This is a genomic window from Brevundimonas subvibrioides (assembly GCF_027271155.1).
GTDB classification, from domain to species: domain Bacteria; phylum Pseudomonadota; class Alphaproteobacteria; order Caulobacterales; family Caulobacteraceae; genus Brevundimonas; species Brevundimonas subvibrioides_D.
In genome coordinates this window covers 1952136-1969655 of sequence record NZ_CP114542.1, presented here as the reverse complement: position 1 = coordinate 1969655, position 17520 = coordinate 1952136, and the positions used below count along the sequence as shown (strand labels likewise).

General features: G+C 67.8%; 15 protein-coding genes. 8 read left to right on the top strand and 7 right to left on the bottom strand.

All coding sequences use genetic code 11. The features are described from left to right. Window positions 1-131: 131 nt before the first annotated feature. Window positions 132-905 (bottom strand): tRNA1(Val) (adenine(37)-N6)-methyltransferase, encoded by a 774-nt coding sequence (locus tag O3139_RS09970; RefSeq protein WP_269513926.1) that lies wholly within the window; start codon window positions 903-905, stop codon window positions 132-134. Between the two features lie 115 nt (window positions 906-1020). Between O3139_RS09970 and O3139_RS09965 the strand changes: the two genes are divergently transcribed. After that, the gene (locus O3139_RS09965; RefSeq protein ID WP_420022312.1) at window positions 1021-2061 is read left to right on the top strand and encodes a polyprenyl synthetase family protein; all 1041 of its coding nucleotides are present in this window, start codon (window positions 1021-1023) and stop codon (window positions 2059-2061) included. A gap of 13 nt (window positions 2062-2074) precedes the next feature. Here O3139_RS09965 and O3139_RS09960 read toward each other — a convergent pair whose 3' ends face one another. Next, window positions 2075-3280, bottom strand: coding sequence for a pyridoxal phosphate-dependent aminotransferase (locus O3139_RS09960; RefSeq protein WP_269513925.1), 1206 nt, complete (start codon window positions 3278-3280; stop codon window positions 2075-2077). Between the two features lie 106 nt (window positions 3281-3386). Between O3139_RS09960 and O3139_RS09955 the strand changes: the two genes are divergently transcribed. The 6 genes from O3139_RS09955 to rodA all read left to right on the top strand — a co-directional run bounded on the left by O3139_RS09955 (window position 3387) and on the right by rodA (window position 10390). Then, window positions 3387-4097, top strand: a complete 711-nt coding sequence (locus O3139_RS09955) for a TVP38/TMEM64 family protein (protein ID WP_269513924.1) — start codon at window positions 3387-3389, stop codon at window positions 4095-4097. Between the two features lie 277 nt (window positions 4098-4374). After that, on the top strand, window positions 4375-5415 hold the full coding sequence (locus O3139_RS09950) for a rod shape-determining protein (RefSeq protein WP_013269710.1): 1041 nt from the start codon (window positions 4375-4377) through the stop codon (window positions 5413-5415). 139 nt (window positions 5416-5554) lie between these two features. Further along, on the top strand, window positions 5555-6661 hold the full coding sequence (mreC, locus tag O3139_RS09945) for a rod shape-determining protein MreC (protein ID WP_269513922.1): 1107 nt from the start codon (window positions 5555-5557) through the stop codon (window positions 6659-6661). An 8-nt stretch (window positions 6662-6669) separates the two neighbouring features. Further along, on the top strand, window positions 6670-7176 hold the full coding sequence (locus tag O3139_RS09940; protein WP_269513921.1) for a hypothetical protein: 507 nt from the start codon (window positions 6670-6672) through the stop codon (window positions 7174-7176). Further along, a complete protein-coding gene (gene mrdA / locus O3139_RS09935) occupies window positions 7173-9236 on the top strand; it encodes a penicillin-binding protein 2 (RefSeq protein ID WP_269513920.1) in 2064 nt (687 codons plus the stop codon). The genes O3139_RS09940 and mrdA overlap by 4 nt, the downstream gene beginning before the upstream one ends. Further along, entirely contained in the window at window positions 9233-10390 is a 1158-nt protein-coding gene (rodA, locus tag O3139_RS09930) for a rod shape-determining protein RodA (RefSeq protein ID WP_269513918.1), read from the top strand. Before mrdA ends, rodA begins: the two co-directional genes overlap by 4 nt. 115 nt (window positions 10391-10505) lie before the next feature. Here the strand turns inward: rodA and O3139_RS09925 are convergent. The 3 genes from O3139_RS09925 to O3139_RS09915 form a co-directional block, all read right to left on the bottom strand. After that, window positions 10506-11448, bottom strand: a protein-coding gene (locus tag O3139_RS09925) for an IS630 family transposase (RefSeq protein ID WP_420022311.1) whose coding sequence is annotated in 2 segments (ribosomal slippage) — window positions 10506-11111 and window positions 11113-11448 — 942 coding nt in all. Because the reading frame shifts where the segments join, the coding sequence is not laid out codon by codon here. Window positions 11449-11535: 87 nt separating this feature from the next. Continuing rightward, window positions 11536-12510, bottom strand: a complete 975-nt coding sequence (pip, locus tag O3139_RS09920) for a prolyl aminopeptidase (RefSeq protein WP_269513916.1) — start codon at window positions 12508-12510, stop codon at window positions 11536-11538. Window positions 12511-12539: 29 nt separating this feature from the next. After that, window positions 12540-12926: a DUF423 domain-containing protein gene (locus tag O3139_RS09915; protein WP_269513915.1), complete on the bottom strand. Its 387-nt coding sequence runs from the start codon at window positions 12924-12926 to the stop codon at window positions 12540-12542. Window positions 12927-12957: 31 nt separating this feature from the next. On the opposite strand from O3139_RS09915, the gene O3139_RS09910 reads away from it, so the two are divergent. Further along, window positions 12958-14118, top strand: coding sequence for an MFS transporter (locus tag O3139_RS09910; protein ID WP_269513914.1), 1161 nt, complete (start codon window positions 12958-12960; stop codon window positions 14116-14118). Here O3139_RS09910 and O3139_RS09905 read toward each other — a convergent pair. After that, on the bottom strand, window positions 14111-14710 hold the full coding sequence (locus tag O3139_RS09905) for a hypothetical protein (protein WP_269513913.1): 600 nt from the start codon (window positions 14708-14710) through the stop codon (window positions 14111-14113). The two genes, O3139_RS09910 and O3139_RS09905, sit on opposite strands and share 8 nt — an antisense overlap. A gap of 116 nt (window positions 14711-14826) precedes the next feature. Next, window positions 14827-17256 carry a tipN gene (locus O3139_RS09900; protein WP_269513912.1) on the bottom strand — a complete coding sequence of 810 codons (2430 nt, stop codon included), beginning with the start codon at window positions 17254-17256 and terminating at the stop codon, window positions 14827-14829. Window positions 17257-17520: the final 264 nt, after the last annotated feature.

Here is a 17520-nt window from a genome sequence, read left to right as displayed (position 1 = left end):
CGGGTCCGTACATCGTGTCCGATTCTGACGCATCGTCCGGTTATGCTGCACGCTTCCATCCGGCCACGGCCGCCGCCCTGGAGAAGTTGGAGTCGCTTTTTTCGTCCGGGAGACTCCAGGTCCTCAGGTGGTCACAGGGCGATATCCGCTTCGCCGCGGAGAATCGCCTCCACCTCGGCGGTATGCTTGGCCCCGGACCGGTCGTGCAGGACGAGGGCGGGCAGCAGCCGCAAGGGGGCGCGGCCGCCGCGGATGGCCTGGATCAGGACCCGCTTCGCAGGCTGGTCCGCGAACGGCTGGATCGGCTGGATGGCGAACGACCCGCAACGCTCGCCCAGCAGGGCCAGCAGGTCGGCCAGGCGGTCAGCGCGGTGGATGATCACGATCCGGCCGCCGTCGCGGGTGCCGTCGGTCAGGAATCGCGTCCAGACCGCCAGTCCGTCGTCGGCGATCCAGGCGCTGCGTTTCGCGGGGGAGGGCGCGCGAAGGGCGGCTTCGTCATCGAAGAAGGGGGGATTGCTGACGGCCCAGTCGAACCGGGCGAGTTCCAGCGCCGCGAAACCGGCGGCGACGTCGCCGTGGCTCACGACCATCCGGTCTTGCAGGCCGTTCAGGATGACGTTCCGCCCACCCAGATCGACCGCCGCCGCGTCGCGCTCGACCCCGGTCAGCAGAACGCCGGACCGGCGCGCTGCGATCTGGGTCAGGACGGCACCGACCCCGCATCCGGCTTCCAGCACCCGCTCGCCCGGCCTCGCCGGCACGGCCGCGGCCAGCAGGGCGGCGTCCATCCCCGCGCGATAGCCGTCGCGGGCCTGCAACAGACGAACCCTTCCGCCCAGCAGGGCGTTCTCGGTGGGTTCGGCGGGCGGCTGGGCCTCGGACGGTGGAGATGCGACGGTCACGCGGCTTGACCCCTCATGGTGGCGTCACCATTGTCCGGCGGATCGGTTTGCTGCAAGCGGGCGCGATAAGGAAGCGGCGTCTCCTCCCCGATGCCGCGTTTGAGAGAGATTTCCGTTGGATGCCGTCACTTTGACCGCGCCCCGAGCCCATCCCGTCCGGGACCGGGGCGATGCCGAGGCCCTGGCCCGGCTGGCCAAGGTCGATATGGCGGCTGTTGATGCCCTGATCCTGGACCGGATGCAGTCCAGCGTGCCTGTGATCCCGCTGCTGGCCGAGCATATCGTCTCCGCGGGTGGCAAACGCCTGCGGCCCTTGCTGACGATCGCGGCGGCCCGCTCGGTCACGGCGGGCCGTCCCGAAGCCGATCTGACGGCCGCATTGAAGCTGGCGGCCTCCGTCGAGTTCATTCACACCGCCACCCTTCTGCACGATGACGTCGTGGACGGGTCCGAACGCCGTCGCGGCAAGGTCGCGGCCCATCTGATCTGGGGATCGGCCACCAGCGTGCTGGTCGGCGACTTCCTGTTCGCCCGCGCCTTCGAGCTGATGGTCGAGACCGACCAGATTCGCGCCCTCGGCATTCTGGCCCAGGCGTCCAGCGTGATCGCCCAGGGCGAGGTGCTGCAACTGACTCGGGCGCACGACCTGAACCTGGATCAGGAAACCTATCTGCGGATCATTTCGGCCAAGACCGCCGAACTGTTCGCCGCCGCCGCCGAATCCGGTGCCGTCGGCGTTGGCGCGGACCAGACGACCACGTCGGCACTGCGCGCCTATGGGCTCAACCTGGGTCTCGCCTTCCAGCTGGCCGACGACGCGCTCGACTACGGCGGGTCGTCGGAGGCCTTGGGCAAGAACGCGGGTGACGACTTCCGCGAAGGCAAGGTGACCATGCCGCTCCTGCTGGCTGTGGCCCGCACGCGCGGCCGGGAAGACGCCTTCTGGGACCGCACCATCAACGGCAATCAGCGTACCGATGACGATTTCCGCCGCGCGCGCGAACTGATCGTGGGTACGGGTGCGGTGTCGGCCACGCTGGATACCGCCGGCGAATACGCCGACGCCGCCAAGGCTGCGCTGAAGATCCTCCCGAACGGGGATTGGCGCGCGGCGCTGGAAAAGCTCGCCGACTTCGCCGTCAGCCGGGCCAGCTGATCGGCAGCCCTGACTATCTGAGACTCGCTGCGAACCGTTGGATGCGGGCGCAGGCGTCCTCCAGCACCGCTTCCGATGTCGCATAGCTGATCCGGAAATAGGGGCTGAGGCCGAACGCCGCCCCCTGAACCACCGCCACGCCCTCGGCTTCCAGCAGGGCCGAGGTGAAGACCTCGTCGTCGCTGATGACCGTGCCATCCGGGGTCGTCTTGCCGATCAGCCCTTCGATCGACGGATAGACGTAGAACGCCCCTTCCGGATTGGGGCAGCGGATGCCGGTCGCCTGGTTCAGCATGGAGACGACGAGATCGCGCCGCTTCTCGAAGGCGGCCCCACGCTCGGCGATGAAGTCCTGGGTCCCGTTGAGCGCCTCGACGGCCGCCCACTGGCTGATCGACGACGGGTTTGACGTCGTCTGGCTGGCGACCTTGCGCATCAGGTCGATCAGGGGCTTGGGGCCGCCCGCATAGCCGATGCGCCAGCCGGTCATGGCATAGGCCTTGGACACGCCGTTGACGGTCAGGGTGCGGTCGTAGAGGTCCGGCGCGATCTGGGCGATCGTCGTATATTCGAATTCGCCATACGTCAGGTGTTCATACATGTCGTCGGTCAGCACCCAGACCTGCGGATGGCGGCGCAGGACATCGGCCAGGGCCTCCAGCTCGGCGCGGGTATAGGCAGCCCCGGTCGGGTTGGACGGACTGTTCAGGATCAGCCATTTGGTGCGGGGCGTGATCGCGGCCTCCAGAACCTCGGGCCGCAACTTGAAGCCGTCGGACTCCTCGCCTGTGACAAACACCGGCTCGCCACCCGCCAGAAGGACCATGTCGGGATAGCTGACCCAGTAGGGGGCCGGCACGATGACCTCGTCGCCCGCGTTCAGGGTGGCGAGGAGGGCGTTGTAGATCACCGGCTTGCCGCCCGAGGCGACATGGATCTGGGCCGGCGTGTAGGTCAGGCCGTTCTCCCGCGCGAACTTGGCGACGATCGCCGCCTTCAGCTCGGGCGTACCGTCGACGTCGGTGTATTTCGTTTCGCCGCGCTGGATGGCGGCGATGGCGGCGGCCTTGATATTGTCCGGCGTATCGAAATCAGGCTCCCCGGCCCCCAGGCCGATGACGTCGCGCCCGGCCCGTTTCAGCTCCCGGGCCTTGGCCGTGACGGCGAGGGTCGCCGAGGGCTGGACGCGGGCGAGGGCGGCAGATTGCAGGTCGGACATCGGCGATTCCCGGGGAGAGCGGTGCCTCGTCTTACGCAGTTGCGAAACCGGGATCAAACGGCAAGGCTCGCTCTTGGGGCCGGCACGGTGGTATGCGCAGGCGACCATGCGGCGCATCCTCGACTTCATCCTGAACATGGAAGGCGCCCGGTGGCGGGCGCTGCTGGCCAGCGTGCTGCTGCTTGCAGCCGTGGCCGCCTTGTTCGCCGTCGGCAAGGCCTCGCTGGGGCTGGAGGCCGAGGGGCGGCTGGAGGCCTGGCTGCAGGGCTTCAACGACGGACCGCTCGGATTCGCGGCTGTGGTCGTGGTGTTCGTGGTCTCGGCCTTCCTGGGCGTGCCGCAGTTCATCCTGATCGCCGCCAGCGTCGTGGCCTTCGGTCCATGGTCGGGGTTCGCCTATAGCTGGATTGCGACGGTGGTGTCGGCAGGCGTGACCTACTGGTTGGGGCGTGGCCCCACTGCGCGGGCGGTCGAGAAGCTGGGCGGGCGAACGACCGGGCGTCTCGCCCGGTTCGTTGGCAAGAACGCCTTCTACGCCAGCTTCATGATCCGTAATGTGCCGTCGGCTCCGTTCATCGTCGTCAACATGGCCTTCGGGGCCGCGAGGGCCTCGTTTCCGGCCTTCCTGGCGGGATGCGCGCTCGGCGTCCTGCCCAAGACGGCCCTGGTCGCCTTTTTCGGCGGGTCCTTCATGTCGGCGGTTCGCGGCGACGGCGTCTGGACCTCCGCCATTCTGGCGGGCGTGGCGGTGGTATGGCTGGGCCTGATGCTGGCCGTGCGAGAGATCGTGAAGCGCCGCGAAAACCGGCCCGATTAACCAAAATCGCGGACTGCGGAGGGCCTGCGGATCGACCGTTCGGAAACTTGCGCAGAAACCCAGGCGCAGCCGTCACCCGGTCGTGATCGCGGCGGTGACTTCGCGCGGCATCGGGGCTTGTAATCGCCTGTCCATGCGGGCAAACGAGCGCACAGCCGGTCAGGCGAGGACGATCAGGAAATCCGACGCGTGTGGGGATACGCATCGGACGGGGCGTCGCCGAAGCCGGATGATTTGCAGCGCCTTGAAGGCCCCAACCGAACGGTAACCGACCCCCATGAGCTTCTCCCTTTTCGGCGCCATCTCCAACGACATTGCGATGGACCTCGGGACCGCCAACACCCTGATCTATATGAAGGGCAAGGGCATCGTTCTGAACGAGCCCTCGGTCGTGGCGCTCAGAAACGTCGGTGGACGCAAGATCGTGCATGCCGTCGGTATCGAAGCCAAGCAGATGCTGGGCCGCACGCCCGGCCACATGGAAGCCATCCGCCCGATGCGCGACGGGGTCATCGCCGACTTTGAAGTCGCCGAGGAGATGATCAAGCACTTCATCCGCAAGGTTCATAACCGCAAGGGCTTCGTGAACCCCAAGATCATCGTCTGCGTGCCCTCGGGCGCGACGGCGGTCGAGCGCCGCGCGATCAACGACAGCTGCCTGAACGCCTCGGCCCGCCGCGTGGGCCTGATCGACGAGCCGATGGCCGCCGCGATCGGTGCCGGCCTGCCGATCCACGAACCGACGGGTTCGATGGTCGTCGACATCGGCGGTGGCACCACCGAGGTGGCCGTGCTGTCGCTGTCGGGCATCGTCTATTCGCGTTCCGTCCGCGTGGGCGGCGACAAGATGGACGACAGCATCATCAGCTACATGCGTCGCAACCATAACCTGCTGATCGGCGAGACGACCGCCGAGCGCATCAAGAAGGACATCGGCACCGCCCGCATCCCGGCCGACGGCGAAGGCCTGTCGATCGAGGTCAAGGGCCGCGACCTGATGCAGGGCGTGCCCCGCGAGGTTCGCATCTCCGAACGCCAGGCCGCAGAAGCCCTGGCCGAGCCGGTCTCGCAGATCATCGATGCCGTCAAGGTGGCGCTTGAGGCGACGCCACCGGAACTGGCCGCCGACATCGCCGACAAGGGCATCATGCTGACGGGCGGCGGAGCGCTGCTGCGCGGTCTGGACGCCGAGATCCGCGATCACACCGGCCTGCCGGTTTCGGTCGCCGACGATCCGCTGTCCTGCGTGGCCATCGGTTGCGGTCGCGTTCTGGAGCATCCGCGCTGGATGAAGGGCGTGCTGGACTCCGCGCTTTAGGGCCAGCCGCAAGCCTCGCTGCAAATCCCCGTGATTGCAGCGAATTCGCCAGTTTCATTGTGGCTCGCTTTTTGCGATAGGCTGCGTACAGCGGCGGGGGGCGTCCCGCCGATTCTGACTCTTTTTGGGAAGGCAGGCCGTGGCGTTTCGCGACGGACCGTTCGATCAGTTCAAGGTGCCGCTGGTGTGGACCGCCGCGGTCGTGGTCGTGGTCGCCCTTATTGCGTCGATCCTGCTGATTGTGGCTGATCGGCGCCATGACGCGGACGCGGATGCTTATGGGCCTGTCCGGGCGGGCTTCGACGCCGGTGCCGGGCCGGTCAACGGCATCTTCGCCGCCCCCGTGCGCTGGGCCGGGGCGGCGTCTGACTATGTCGGCGGCTATTTCTTCGCGGTGTCCGAGAACCGCAGACTGAAAAAGGAACTGAAAGAGCTCCAGCCCTGGCGTGACCAGGCCATCGCCCTGAAGAACGTGAACGCCCGCTACGAGGCCATGCTGGGTCTGCGGACCGAGCCGGTCGTCGCCCTGGCGACTGCCCGGTCGGTGTCGGAATCCCGTGGCCCGTTCGTCAATGCGCGCCTGCTGGACGCGGGGTCGACCAAGGGAATCCAGGTCGGCAACCCGGTGATCAACGAACAGGGACTGGTGGGCCGGATCGTCGGCGTGACCGGGGGGGTCAGCCGGATGCTGCTGCTGACGGACGTGGCCAGCCGCACGCCCGTGCTGATCGATCGCACCGACGCCCGCGCCCTGTTGACCGGCGATGGGTCGGGCAATCCCAAACTTGAGTTTGTGCGTGGCGTCGGCTCGGTCCAGGCCGGCGATCGGGTGCTGACATCCGGTGACGGAGGCGGCTTTCCGCGCGGCGTGCCGATCGGGGTCGCAGCGCGCGGCATCGACGGGTCCTGGCGGGTCAAGCTGTTCAGCGATCGGGGTGCGATCGATTACGTCCGTATCATGCTGTTCCAGGACTTCAGCCAACTGGTCGCGCCGGACTCCCTGAACGCCGCTCCGCTGGCGGGACTGGCGACCGCGCCGGCGCCGAGCGCGACCCAGGCCGCGGCCATCGGAGATGCGGCCGCACGGCGTGCGCGGGCCCCGGCAACCGCCGGGCCCGGATCCTCAAGACCACAGGCGGCCCCGACGCGATCCGGTCCGACGGCCCCCTCGACCGCCACGCCGGTACCGGCTCCGCCGACCGCAGCCCCGCCTGTCACGGCACCGGCAGGAGGGGGCGCGGCGTGAGACGCTCGATGCAGGTTCGCGTCGTCGGCCCGCTGCAGTGGGTCATCTATCCCGCGCTGATCGCCATGGCCGCCACCGTGCTGCTTGCGACGCCGGTCGAGTTGTTCGGCCTGAAACTGCCGGAGCCGGTTCTGCCGATGGTGCTGGCCTTTGCCTGGCCGCTGATCCGCCCGTCGATGACAGCTCCGGCCGTGCTCTTTGGCCTCGGCATGTTCCTCGACATGTTCTGGGGAGGCACCCTGGGGCTGTGGCCCCTGTGCCTGCTCGCGATCTATGCCGTCGTGCTCGGCTCGCGAAACCTGCTGGCGGGTCAGGAAACACAGGTGCTGTTCGTCTGGTACGCCACCTGCACGGTGGGGGCCTTCCTGCTGGCCTATCTGGTGGTCAGTCTGGATGCGGGGCGCGCGCCGAGCCTGCTGGCCCTGCTGGGTCAGGTGATCCCGACGCTGCTGCTCTTCCCTGTCGCCGACTGGATGGTCCAGCGGTTCGACGACGGCGACGTGCGGTTCCGATGAGCGAGCCTTCGATCTTCTTCTCCGACGTCAACGAGCGTCAGGGATCCTTCCTGCGGCGCACCTTTGTCGTGGGCGGGCTGACGGCGCTTGGCATCACTGCGCTGACGGTTCGGCTGGCCCAGTTGCAGGTCGTCCAGGCGCAGGAATATGCGACTCTCGCCACCAACAACCAGTTCAACTTTCGACTGGTGCCGCCGCCGCGCGGGCGCATCCTCGATCGCAACGGGGTGGTGATCGCCGGGAACCGGCCCAGCTTCCGCGTTCTGGTCGTGCGCGACGAGACCAAGGATCTGGATCAGACGCTGGACCTGCTGGGTCGCCTCTTACCCGACACGGTGGATCGTCGGCGTGCCATCATCCGCGACGTGAACGCCGCCCCTCGCTTCAGTCCTGTCCCGGTCAAGAGCGACCTGACCTGGGAAGAGTTCGCCAAGGTCAACATCTACGCCCCAGAGCTTCCGGGCGTGATGGCCGACATGAACGAGGCGCGCTTCTATCCGTTCGGCGGGTCGTTCGCCCACGTCATCGGCTATGTCGCCAAGGTGTCGGATCGCGACGTCCAGGCGATCAAGGACAGGGGCGAGGAGGTTCCGCAGATCCTCTACAACCCCGGTTTCCGGATCGGACGGTCGGGTATCGAAAAGGCCCTGGACGCCGACCTGCGGGGTGAGGCCGGCGGCACGCGCGTCGAGGTCGATGCGCGGGGGCGTGTGGTGGCCGAGGACGTGGGCGGATCTCGCCCCGCCGTGCCCGGCAAGGACGTCGTCCTGACCCTGGACGCCGACGTGCAGAACCGGGCGCTGGAGGTCTTTGGCGAGGAGAGCGGCGGCTGCGTCGTGATGGATGTCCGCAACGGAGACATCCTGTGCATGACGTCTGCGCCGTCGTTCGATCCCAATCTGTTCGTGGGCGGGGTGCCCAGCGCGACCTATCGCGCCTTGTCCGATTATGAGCGCAAACCCTTGCTTGACAAGGCGATCGGCGGCGTCTTCCACCCCGGGTCGACGTTCAAGCTGACCACGTCGCTGGCCTTGCTGGCCGCCGGTGTCGATCCGGCCGAGCGGGTCAACTGTGGCGGGGGATACCGGTTCGGCAACCGGACCTTCCGCTGCTGGAGCCGCAGCGGTCATGGTCCGCAGGATATGCACGACGCGATCAAGAACAGCTGCGACGTCTATTTCTATCACATGTGCAACCGCGCGGGCGTGGACGGCATCCACGATGCGGCGCGCAAGATCGGCTTCATGCAGACCTTCGACATCGGGGTCGGCAACCAGAAGACGGGGTCTATCCCCAGCCGGGCGTGGAAGGCGGAATACAACAGAAACAATCCGAACCCGGATTCGCGAACCTGGTATCCGGGCGAGACGCTGTCGGTCGCGATCGGGCAGGGGGACGTCAATGTCACGGCCCTGCAGCTGGCCGTCATGGTGTCGCGGATCGCCAACGGGGTGAAGGCTCTGCAGCCGCGACTGATCAAGTCCGTGGGCGGCGTCGACCGGCCTTCGGGTGCGGCCGTACCGGACCTGCCTTTTCCGCGCGAGCATATGGAGGTGGTCCGCCAGGGCATGGTCGCGGTGGCGAACGATCGCACAGGGGGGGCCTATCGCCAGAGCCAGCTGGGTCTGGGCGACATCCAGATGGCGGGCAAGACCGGCACGGCCCAGGTTCGCAGCTATGACAACGTCGCCTCGCGCTCCAGCAGCAGCGTGGGCTGGGCGCTGAAGGATCACAATCTGTTCGTGGCCTTCGCACCGGTGGATGCCCCGCGCTATGGCATCGCGGTGATTGTGGAGCACGGCGGTCTGGCCGGATCGACCGCCGCCGCCCCGCGTGCCCGCGAGATCATGCGCACAGTCCTGCTGAAAGACCCCGAGATGCGCGCCCGCATCGAACGGCCGCTGCCGCCGGCCGCCGAGGGCGCGGCCCTGGCGGAGGACGAGGCCTTTGGCGCGGCCCCCGAGCCGGACGCCCCGGCCACAGCCGTTCCGGCGACCCCGCGCCCGTCCGCACCCACGACCAGCACGGGTCCACGGCCCTATCTGGCGGAGCCTCGATGACCTCTTCGGCCCTGACGCGCCCCGGCGAGCGCGAACGCCTCTCGGTCAAGCTGGGCGAGATCGATTGGCGTTTCGCGGCCCTGCTTTGCACCGTCGCCGCGATCGGCGGAGCCATGCTGTATTCGGTCGCCGGGGGCTCCTGGCAGCCATGGGCCGCCAATCACCTGATCCGTTTCGGCGTCTGTCTGGCCCTGATGCTGGCCCTGTCGATGGTCAGCATGAGGATCTGGTTCGGCTCGGCCTATGTGGTCTACGGACTTGCCCTGTTCATGCTGATGCTGATCGAGATTCCGGGCCTGGGCTACACGGCGATGGGCGCCACGCGCTGGCTGAACCTGGGCTTCACCCGCATCCAGCCGTCCGAGATCATGAAGATCGGCGTCGTGCTGGCCTTGGCACGCTGGTACCATGGGGCGTCTGCACAGGATGCGCGGTTCAGCTGGAAGCTGATCTTCCCGATCGGCATCATCGGCCTGCCGTTCGCCCTGGTGGCGCACCAGCCGGACCTGGGCACGGCCATGCTGATTGGCCTGACCGGTGCGGCGATGATGTTCATGGCCGGGCTGAGCTGGAAGATCATGGCGGCTGCGGGCGCGGCCCTGGTGGCTCTCGTCCCGCCCTATGTGATGTTCGGCATGCACGACTATCAGCGACACCGGGTCCTGACCTTCCTGTCGCCCGAAAGCGATCCGTCGGGCACCGGTTATCACATCACCCAGTCCAAGATCGCCCTGGGGTCCGGCGGCCTGCTGGGCAAGGGGTACGGCCTCGGCAGCCAGAGCCAGCTGGAGTTTCTGCCGGAGAAGCAGACCGACTTCATCTTCGCGGCCGTGTCGGAAGAGTTCGGCTTCGTCGGGTCTTTCTCCATCCTGCTCTGCTACATCGCCATCATCCTGATCGCCCTGCGGATCGCTTCCCTGTCGCACAGCCATTTCGGTCGGATGGCCTCGGCCGGCGTGACGGCGACCTTCGCCCTCTATGTCATGATCAACGGAGCCATGGTCATGGGACTGGCCCCTGTCGTGGGCGTGCCCATGCCGCTGCTCAGCTATGGCGGGACTGTCATGCTGACGGTCATGATCGGTTTCGGACTTGTCATGGCTACGCGGGTGCATCGCTATGCCGAACTGCCCAAGGGCCACGGCCTGATCTGATCAGTCGGCCGCCTCGCGCCCCTGGCCCGTCGGACCAGGCGGAGATTTATCGACGCGATGTCATCTCGCCCAGGCGGGCGAGCGCCATGGTTCGTTCCGCTAGAGCGCGTTCGGTTTAGTTGGACGCATATCCGGCGTGCTTAAGGTAGTTGGCGCATTCTGATGGGCTGAAGCGGTCGAGGAGGCTGCCGATGCGTCGCCATGTGGCTTCGACTGTGCGCTCGTCGGCCTTTTTCAGAAGGGTCTTCAGCTTTGAAAAGACCTGTTCGATGGGATTGAGGTCGGGGCTGTAGGGCGGCAGGAAGATCAGGTGGGCCCCGGCTTTTCGGAGGGCCTGCCTGACGGCCTTGCCCTTGTGACTGCCGAGGTTGTCGAGCACGACGACGTCGCCGGGGCTGAGCGTGGGGATCAGGAACTGCTCGACCCAGGCTCGGAACGCATCGCCGTTGATCGGGCCGTCCAGCACCATAGGGGCCTCGATCCGATCGTGACGCAGGGCGGCGATGAAGGTCAGTGTGGTCCAGTGGCCATGCGGAACCCGGGCCACCAGTCGCTCGCCACGCCGGGCTCGGCCGTGGGTGCGGGTCATGTTGGTCTTGGCCCAGGTCTCGTCGATGAAGACCAGGCGACGCGGGTCAATCCGGTGTTGATGACGCTTCCACCGCGCCCGCTTTCGGGCCACGTCCGGACGGTCCTGTTCGGCGGCGTGCAGGGTTTTTTTTGAAGCTGAGCCCCTCGCGCTTGAGGAAGGCCCAGACCGACCAGTCGCCCGCCCTCACGCCACGATCCGACAGTTCAACCACCAGCGCCCGGATCGTCAGGTCCGGCTTTTCGGCCAACCGGGCCAGAAGCCAGTCCCGCTCGCGGTCCAGCACCGAGCGGCGATAGCCGCCCATCTGGCGAGGCAAGGGACGACCCTCGGACCGTGCCCGCGCCATCCATTTCACCGCCGCAGAGGCGCTGACACCGAACCGACGCGCCGCAGATCGCCGGCTCTCGCCCGCCTCAACGGCAGCCACCAGCCGCTCTCTCAAATCCATCGAACAGGGACGAGGCATCGGAGCTGGCCTCCCATCCAGCCCCAACCTTGAATCACGATCCGACCAAAAGGGGAATCCTTCGATTCCAACTAAGCCGACGACGCTCTAGAGCGTCGCTGCCCAGTCCGTTCCGCGGACCAGGCTGTCGATGATGCCGGGTTCCGACGAGGCGTGGCCCGCATCGGGGACGATGTCGAGCCTGGCTTCAGGAAAGGCACGATGCAGCGACCAGGCCCCCGAGATCGGTGTGACCACGTCGAAGCGGCCTTGGGCGATCCATGTCGGGATATGGCGGATACGGCCGATATTCTTCAGCAGCCAGTGCTCCTCCGGGAAGAACCCGCCGTTCATGAAGTACCAGCACTCGATCCGGGCAAAGGCGATGGCGAACTCGGGTTCGGCGAATTTGTCCGGACGGGCGGCGGGGCCCTCGACGCTGACGGTCTCGCCTTCCCAGCTGGACCAGGCGATGGCGCAGCGCGCCTGTTCGGCGCGGTCGTCGCCTGTCAGCCGCTTGTAGTAGGCTCCCATCAGGTCGTGACGTTCGTCCTCCGGGATCGGAGCGATGAACCGCTCCCAGGCGTCCGGGAAGATCATCGAGGCGCCGTCCTGATAGAACCAGTGCAGCTCCTTCTTCGTCAGCAGGAAGATGCCGCGCAGGATCAGGGCTGTGACCCGCTCGGGGTGGGTGATCGCATAGGCCAGCGACAGGGTGGAGCCCCAGGACCCGCCGAAGACCGTCCAGGCGTCGATCCCGCAGCGTTCGCGCAGGGCCTCGATATCTTCGATCAGCGTCCAGGTGGTATTGTCCTCAAGCGAGGCATTGGGCCGCGACTTGCCGCATCCGCGCTGATCGAACAGCACGATGCGATAGATGGCCGGGTCGAAATACCGGCGCATGCCGGCGTTGATCGCGCCGCCAGGGCCGCCGTGCAGGACCAGGACCGGCCGGCCTTGCGGGTTGCCGCATTCCTCGAAGTAGATTTCGTGGGCGCTGCCGGTCTGCATCCAGCCGGACGCGAAGGGCTCGATTTCGGGGTACAACTCGCGTCGGGAAATCTCGGTCACTGGAAAAGCCATACTGGGGTCGCTGTTTCGGGTCTGGAGGATCAGGCGGCAGGCGAGGCGCGCAGGCCGCAGAAAGCCAGGACGAGCCAGCCCGCGATCATCAGCACCCCCCCGATGGGCGCGACGGCCCCCAGGGCGGGCAGGCTTAGCAAGCCCAGGAAGGCCAGCGCCAGACAGAAAATCAGACCACCGGTCGTCGCCAGCCAGCCCGCCACACCCGCCAGCCTGAGCCCGGGGGCCAGGACCGCGCAGACCACGCCCAGCACAGCATGGGCGAGCTGGTATGAGGCCCCTGTCGTCAGCAGGGTCTTGATCTGGGGACCGGCCCCGTGGGCGGCGAAGGCCCCGACCGCCACTGCCATCGCGCCGTTCAGTGCAGCGAAGGCCGCGAGGTGACGATTCCATGCCATGACGAAACCGTAGACCACTGAAAGGTCTGCGTCTGCTATCGGACGAGGCATGATTCCCGCCCGCCGCATGGCACTGCAGTATGTGTTGCTCTTCGGTGCCAATGGCGTAAGCCTGCCGTTCGCCGGGCTGTGGTTTCGCGCCCAGGGATTTTCGGGTGCCGAGATCGGGGCGCTGCTGGCGGCTCCGATGCTGGCGCGGCTGGTGACCGGGCCGGTGCTGGCGGTCTGGGCTGACGGGTTCGCGCGTCGCAGAACGCCGATCGCCCTTCTGGGCGCCGCGGGCGCACTGGCCTATGCGGGCGCGGGTCTGACGCAGGGAGTTTGGGTGCAAGGCCCGCTCTGGTTCGTCGGTGCCAGCGCGATGGCCGCCATGATTCCGTTGACCGATGTGCTGAACCTGAGCGCCGCGCGCCGACACGGTTTTGCCTTTGCCTGGCCGCGGGGATGCGGGTCTGCCGCGTTCGTGGCCGCCAACGTGTTGATGGGGGCCATCCTGGCGCGGGCGTCGATCGACTGGGTGATTGTGTGGATCGTCGTCGCGGGGGCCCTGGTCGCGGTCACCGCCGCCAGCCTGTTGCCGCCCGAGCCGGTGTCCGACGCCGGACCCAGCCGCAAGCGCGACCGCTATGCCGGCATTGCCGGACTGGCGACCGATCCCGGGTTCATGACAGCCATCGTGGCGATCGGCGCGGTGCAGGCGACCCATGCTTTCTATTATGGATTTTCCGCCATTGCGTGGAAAGCACAGGGGATCGGCGAGGCGACGACGGGCCTGCTCTGGGCGACGTCCGTCGTCGTCGAGATCGCCTTCATGTGGATCGTGGAGCCTTGGCGGCGGGCAAGGGGGATCGGGCCTTGGCCGGTGCTGATGCTGGGCGGAATCGCGGCCGTCGTCCGGTGGACGATGCTGGCCTTCGTGCCGCCGCTCTGGGCGCTTTGGCCGCTACAGGCCCTTCATGCGCTGACGTTCGCAGCGACCTATCTGGCGGGCGTCGAGATCATCGAGTGCCTCGCGCCGTCGGGGCAGCATACGGCGGCGCAGACGCTGAACTCGGTCATGGCGGCAGGCGTCCTGATCGGACTGGCGACGCTGGCCGCCGGGCCGCTGTACGATCGATACGGGACGCTGGGCTATCTGGCCATGACCGGACTGGCGGTCGTGGGACTGGCGGCGGGGTGGCGCTTGAAGCGGATCTTGCGGATCAGCTGAGCCGGGTGCGGGGCAGGGGCGACAGGTGCCGGGCAATGGCACCGGCCGCAGTGCGAATGCCGGCACGAAGGTTTTGCGGATCGGTCGTCGCCGGAACCCGCAGCAGTCCGACGGCCGGCGCGTCTGCGGAATCGGGCAGGGCGGTGAGAATTCGATAGAGCAGATAGCTGCCGGCATCCTCTTCGGATTCCGAGGTCGCGTCCGCCGCAAGGCCGGCGTCGTTGAGGGCCCGAACCATCTCGGCCACCGGCGCGGTCGCGCGTGCGAGGGCAGGGCCGGTCCGTACAAGCTTGGCACCACCCGTCAATGCCCGGTTTTCAGCCCGCATCTGGATGCGAAATCCGTCGGTCCGACGCGTTCGGCCGACCAGAAGCACGCCACGGCAATCGGGGTCCTCGAGTTCACCCGTCAGAAGACCGGCGAGGACATCAGGATCTCCCGGACCGATCGGCAGGGCGCGCGCGCTATGCGGATGCCAGCCGTCGTCGGCCATGTCTTCCAGCGCAGCCCAGGACGGATCTTCGGGCTCGTAAACACAGACGAGGATCGCGGGTCTGCGGTCCGGTTGGGTCTCGGCGACGGTGTCGAGCATGGGATCCGCTGGGTGCGTAACGGGGTCGTGACAGCGGCGAGACGGTGTCCGCAAGCGGAGCTTATCGTCAAGCCCAATTCCTCCCGCTTCCCCCCGGTATCGGCCGCTTTCGCGTCTCAGGCGAGATCGCCGATCGCGGCATCCAGAAGCAGGAAAGCGCGGCCCGGATCGGTGGCGAGGGTCGCCAGAACGTCGTGGGCGTCCCCTGCACGCGCCAGGTCATTCAGCCGGGCGGCAAGGCCGCGCACATACCGCTCGGCATCGGCCCTGAGCTCCGGATCGCTCATCACCCGGCGCGACACGCTGCGCACGGCGGCCGGCGCGACGCGGCGGACGATCTGGCGGGCACGGTCGGGGTCGCGTTCAGACAGAGCCGTTGCGGCCTCCTCCACCCGTGACCGGGGCAGCAGGGCGTTGGGATCGACACCCATCCGCCGGATGGCCCCCGTGATCCTGTCAGCGAGGGCGTCAGCGTCGGCCGGCATGGCTGGCGCGTCGAGATCCAGCGATGCTTCACCCGGTCCGTCGTCGACCAGATCGCTCCAGTCCAGCCTGTCTTGCGACGGAGGCGCGGCGCGAGGTGCGGGTTCACTGCTGGCGGGTGCGAGACGCAGACGACCCCTGAGACCGACTCCACGGTCCCGTTCGGGCTCCACAGCCGGCTCGGGCCGGTTCGGTCGAGCTTGTGGCGTGGTCTGCGGAGGCGGTGTGGGCGGGGGCTCGCGGCGACGCATCGGTTGCGGTTCGCCCGAGACAACGCCCATCAGGCGCACGGCCTCTGTCAGCATATCGTAGTTTCGGCGTACCCGTTCCTGGAAGCCGGCGTCCAGAGCCTCGGTGTCTTCGGCGGCCTTGCGCGAGGCGGCCGCCAGGGCGGCCAGACCCTCTTCCACGGTGATGCGCACGGCTTCTGCGCGGGCGCGGGCTTGTTCCGGCAGGCGCGCGGCGCGGTCGTCGAGATCGCCGATCGCGGCATCGACCTCTGTCAGGGCCTGGTTCATGCGTGACAGGGTGGACTCCAGCTTGGCGATCGCGCGCTGACCGGCCTCGTCGACGAGTCCTACCGTTTCACCGACGATCCGCCGGGCACCTTCGACCCGGGCGTCGGCGGCCTGGTCCGCCTTCTGCGCCGCATCGAACAGAGCCTCGCCGAGGCGATCGGCGCGGACCTGGGCATGATTTGCGGCCTCGTCGGCAGCGATACGGCTGTCCTCGGCGGTGGCCTTCAGCACGGCGAGGGCTCGGCGCGTTTCCTCGACCAGGGTATCGCGGGCTTCGGCCGCCAGCGCTTCAAAGCGGTCGAGCGACAGCTTTGTCGCCGCGTCGAAGCTATCGGCCTCGCGCTGCGAAAGATCCACCAGGGCGCGGAACTGGTCGGTCGCAGCCTCCACGAGATCCTTGAGGCTTTCGGACGTACGGGTCGAGATATCGCCGAGTTCGCCGCTGGCCGAGCGGGCGGCGGACAGCTGTTCGGTCAGCTGGGCGCGCTGGCTCTCGACCTGCGCCGAGAAGTCCTCCTGGTCGGTACGCAGGGCATAGGCGGCGGTGACCAGTGCGGCCCGTTGCTGGCCAAGCCCCTGTTCGACCGACAGGATCTGCTCGGCGACGCCGGTGCCGGCATTCTCCAGGCGCAGCGTCTGACGGGCCAGGTCGTCGGAAGCCAGTCGGGCGGCGTCCTGAGCTTCGTTCGCAGCGGCGGCGAGGTCCGCGGCGCGGGCGGCCAAGGCCGTCTCGGCTTCGCGCAGCTGGGTCTGGGCCAGATCCGAGGCATCGACGATCAGACGGGATTGGCGCTCGACGGCGCCAAGAACATTGGAGGCCTGGGTGTCCAGCCGACCACCCAGGCTGACCATCTCATTGCGCTCTCGCGCCAGGCTCTCGGTCAGGCGACGGGCGGTCCGGGCGGCGGTGTCTGCCGCTTCATTGAGGCGGTGGGTCTCAAGCGAAAGCGCTTCGCGAAGCAGGGCCATGTCATGACGGGCGCGCTCGGCGGCCAGGGCGGCCTGGTCGATGTCGTTGCGCAGGGCCGACAGGACATCGCCGGTCTGCTGGGCCGCCAGGGCGGTCGGGGCGACGAGCGCTTCGGCCATGTGTCGGGCGCGTCGGGTCTCGAAGGCCAGACCATTCCCCTGACGCACGGCATGCGCCAGCATTACGGCCAGGCCGGCGGGGGCCAGGGCGATCAGGGTGTAGATCGCCAGGCGCAGGGGGTCCGCCAGGATGTCGCCGGCACCGATCTCATAGGCCGCCCAGGCCGCGATGCCGCCGAGCCATAGCGCTGAAGCCGCGCCGGAAATCAGATAGGGCGTGGCAGCCTGAGGGGTCCGCGCGACCGGCAGCGGGCGGGGTACAGGCGGTTCCGGTGGGTGATAGGGCGCTGGCGGGGCATCGGCGCTGATCGAGAAGGGCGCGACGACAGGCGATTCCGGGATCGTATGCCTGGCAGGCATGACCGGAGCCGGCTCGGCCGTGGGTTCCGGTTCCGCTGCGGCGACCTCCGCCCGCTGCTGTTGTTCGACAAGACGCCGACGCCGGCGCTCGGACATGGGGCGTTCAGGAGTGGGCGGCGTGCTTGTGGCAGGCACCTGGTCCGGAATTGAGATGTCGTCCGATGGCGGGGCCTCGGCGTCCGGGCTCACCTCGGGATCGGTCAGAACAAGCGGCGGCCGTTGGCGGGACTTCATTAAGCGTCAATCTCGTTTGGCGGGCGCGCGGCGGTCCGTGCCAGGCGCATCTGCGACCCTAGAGCCTGATCCGGGAGGGCGAAAGCGTTTCGGGCTCAGGAAACACGCGACAGGCGAAATCAATCG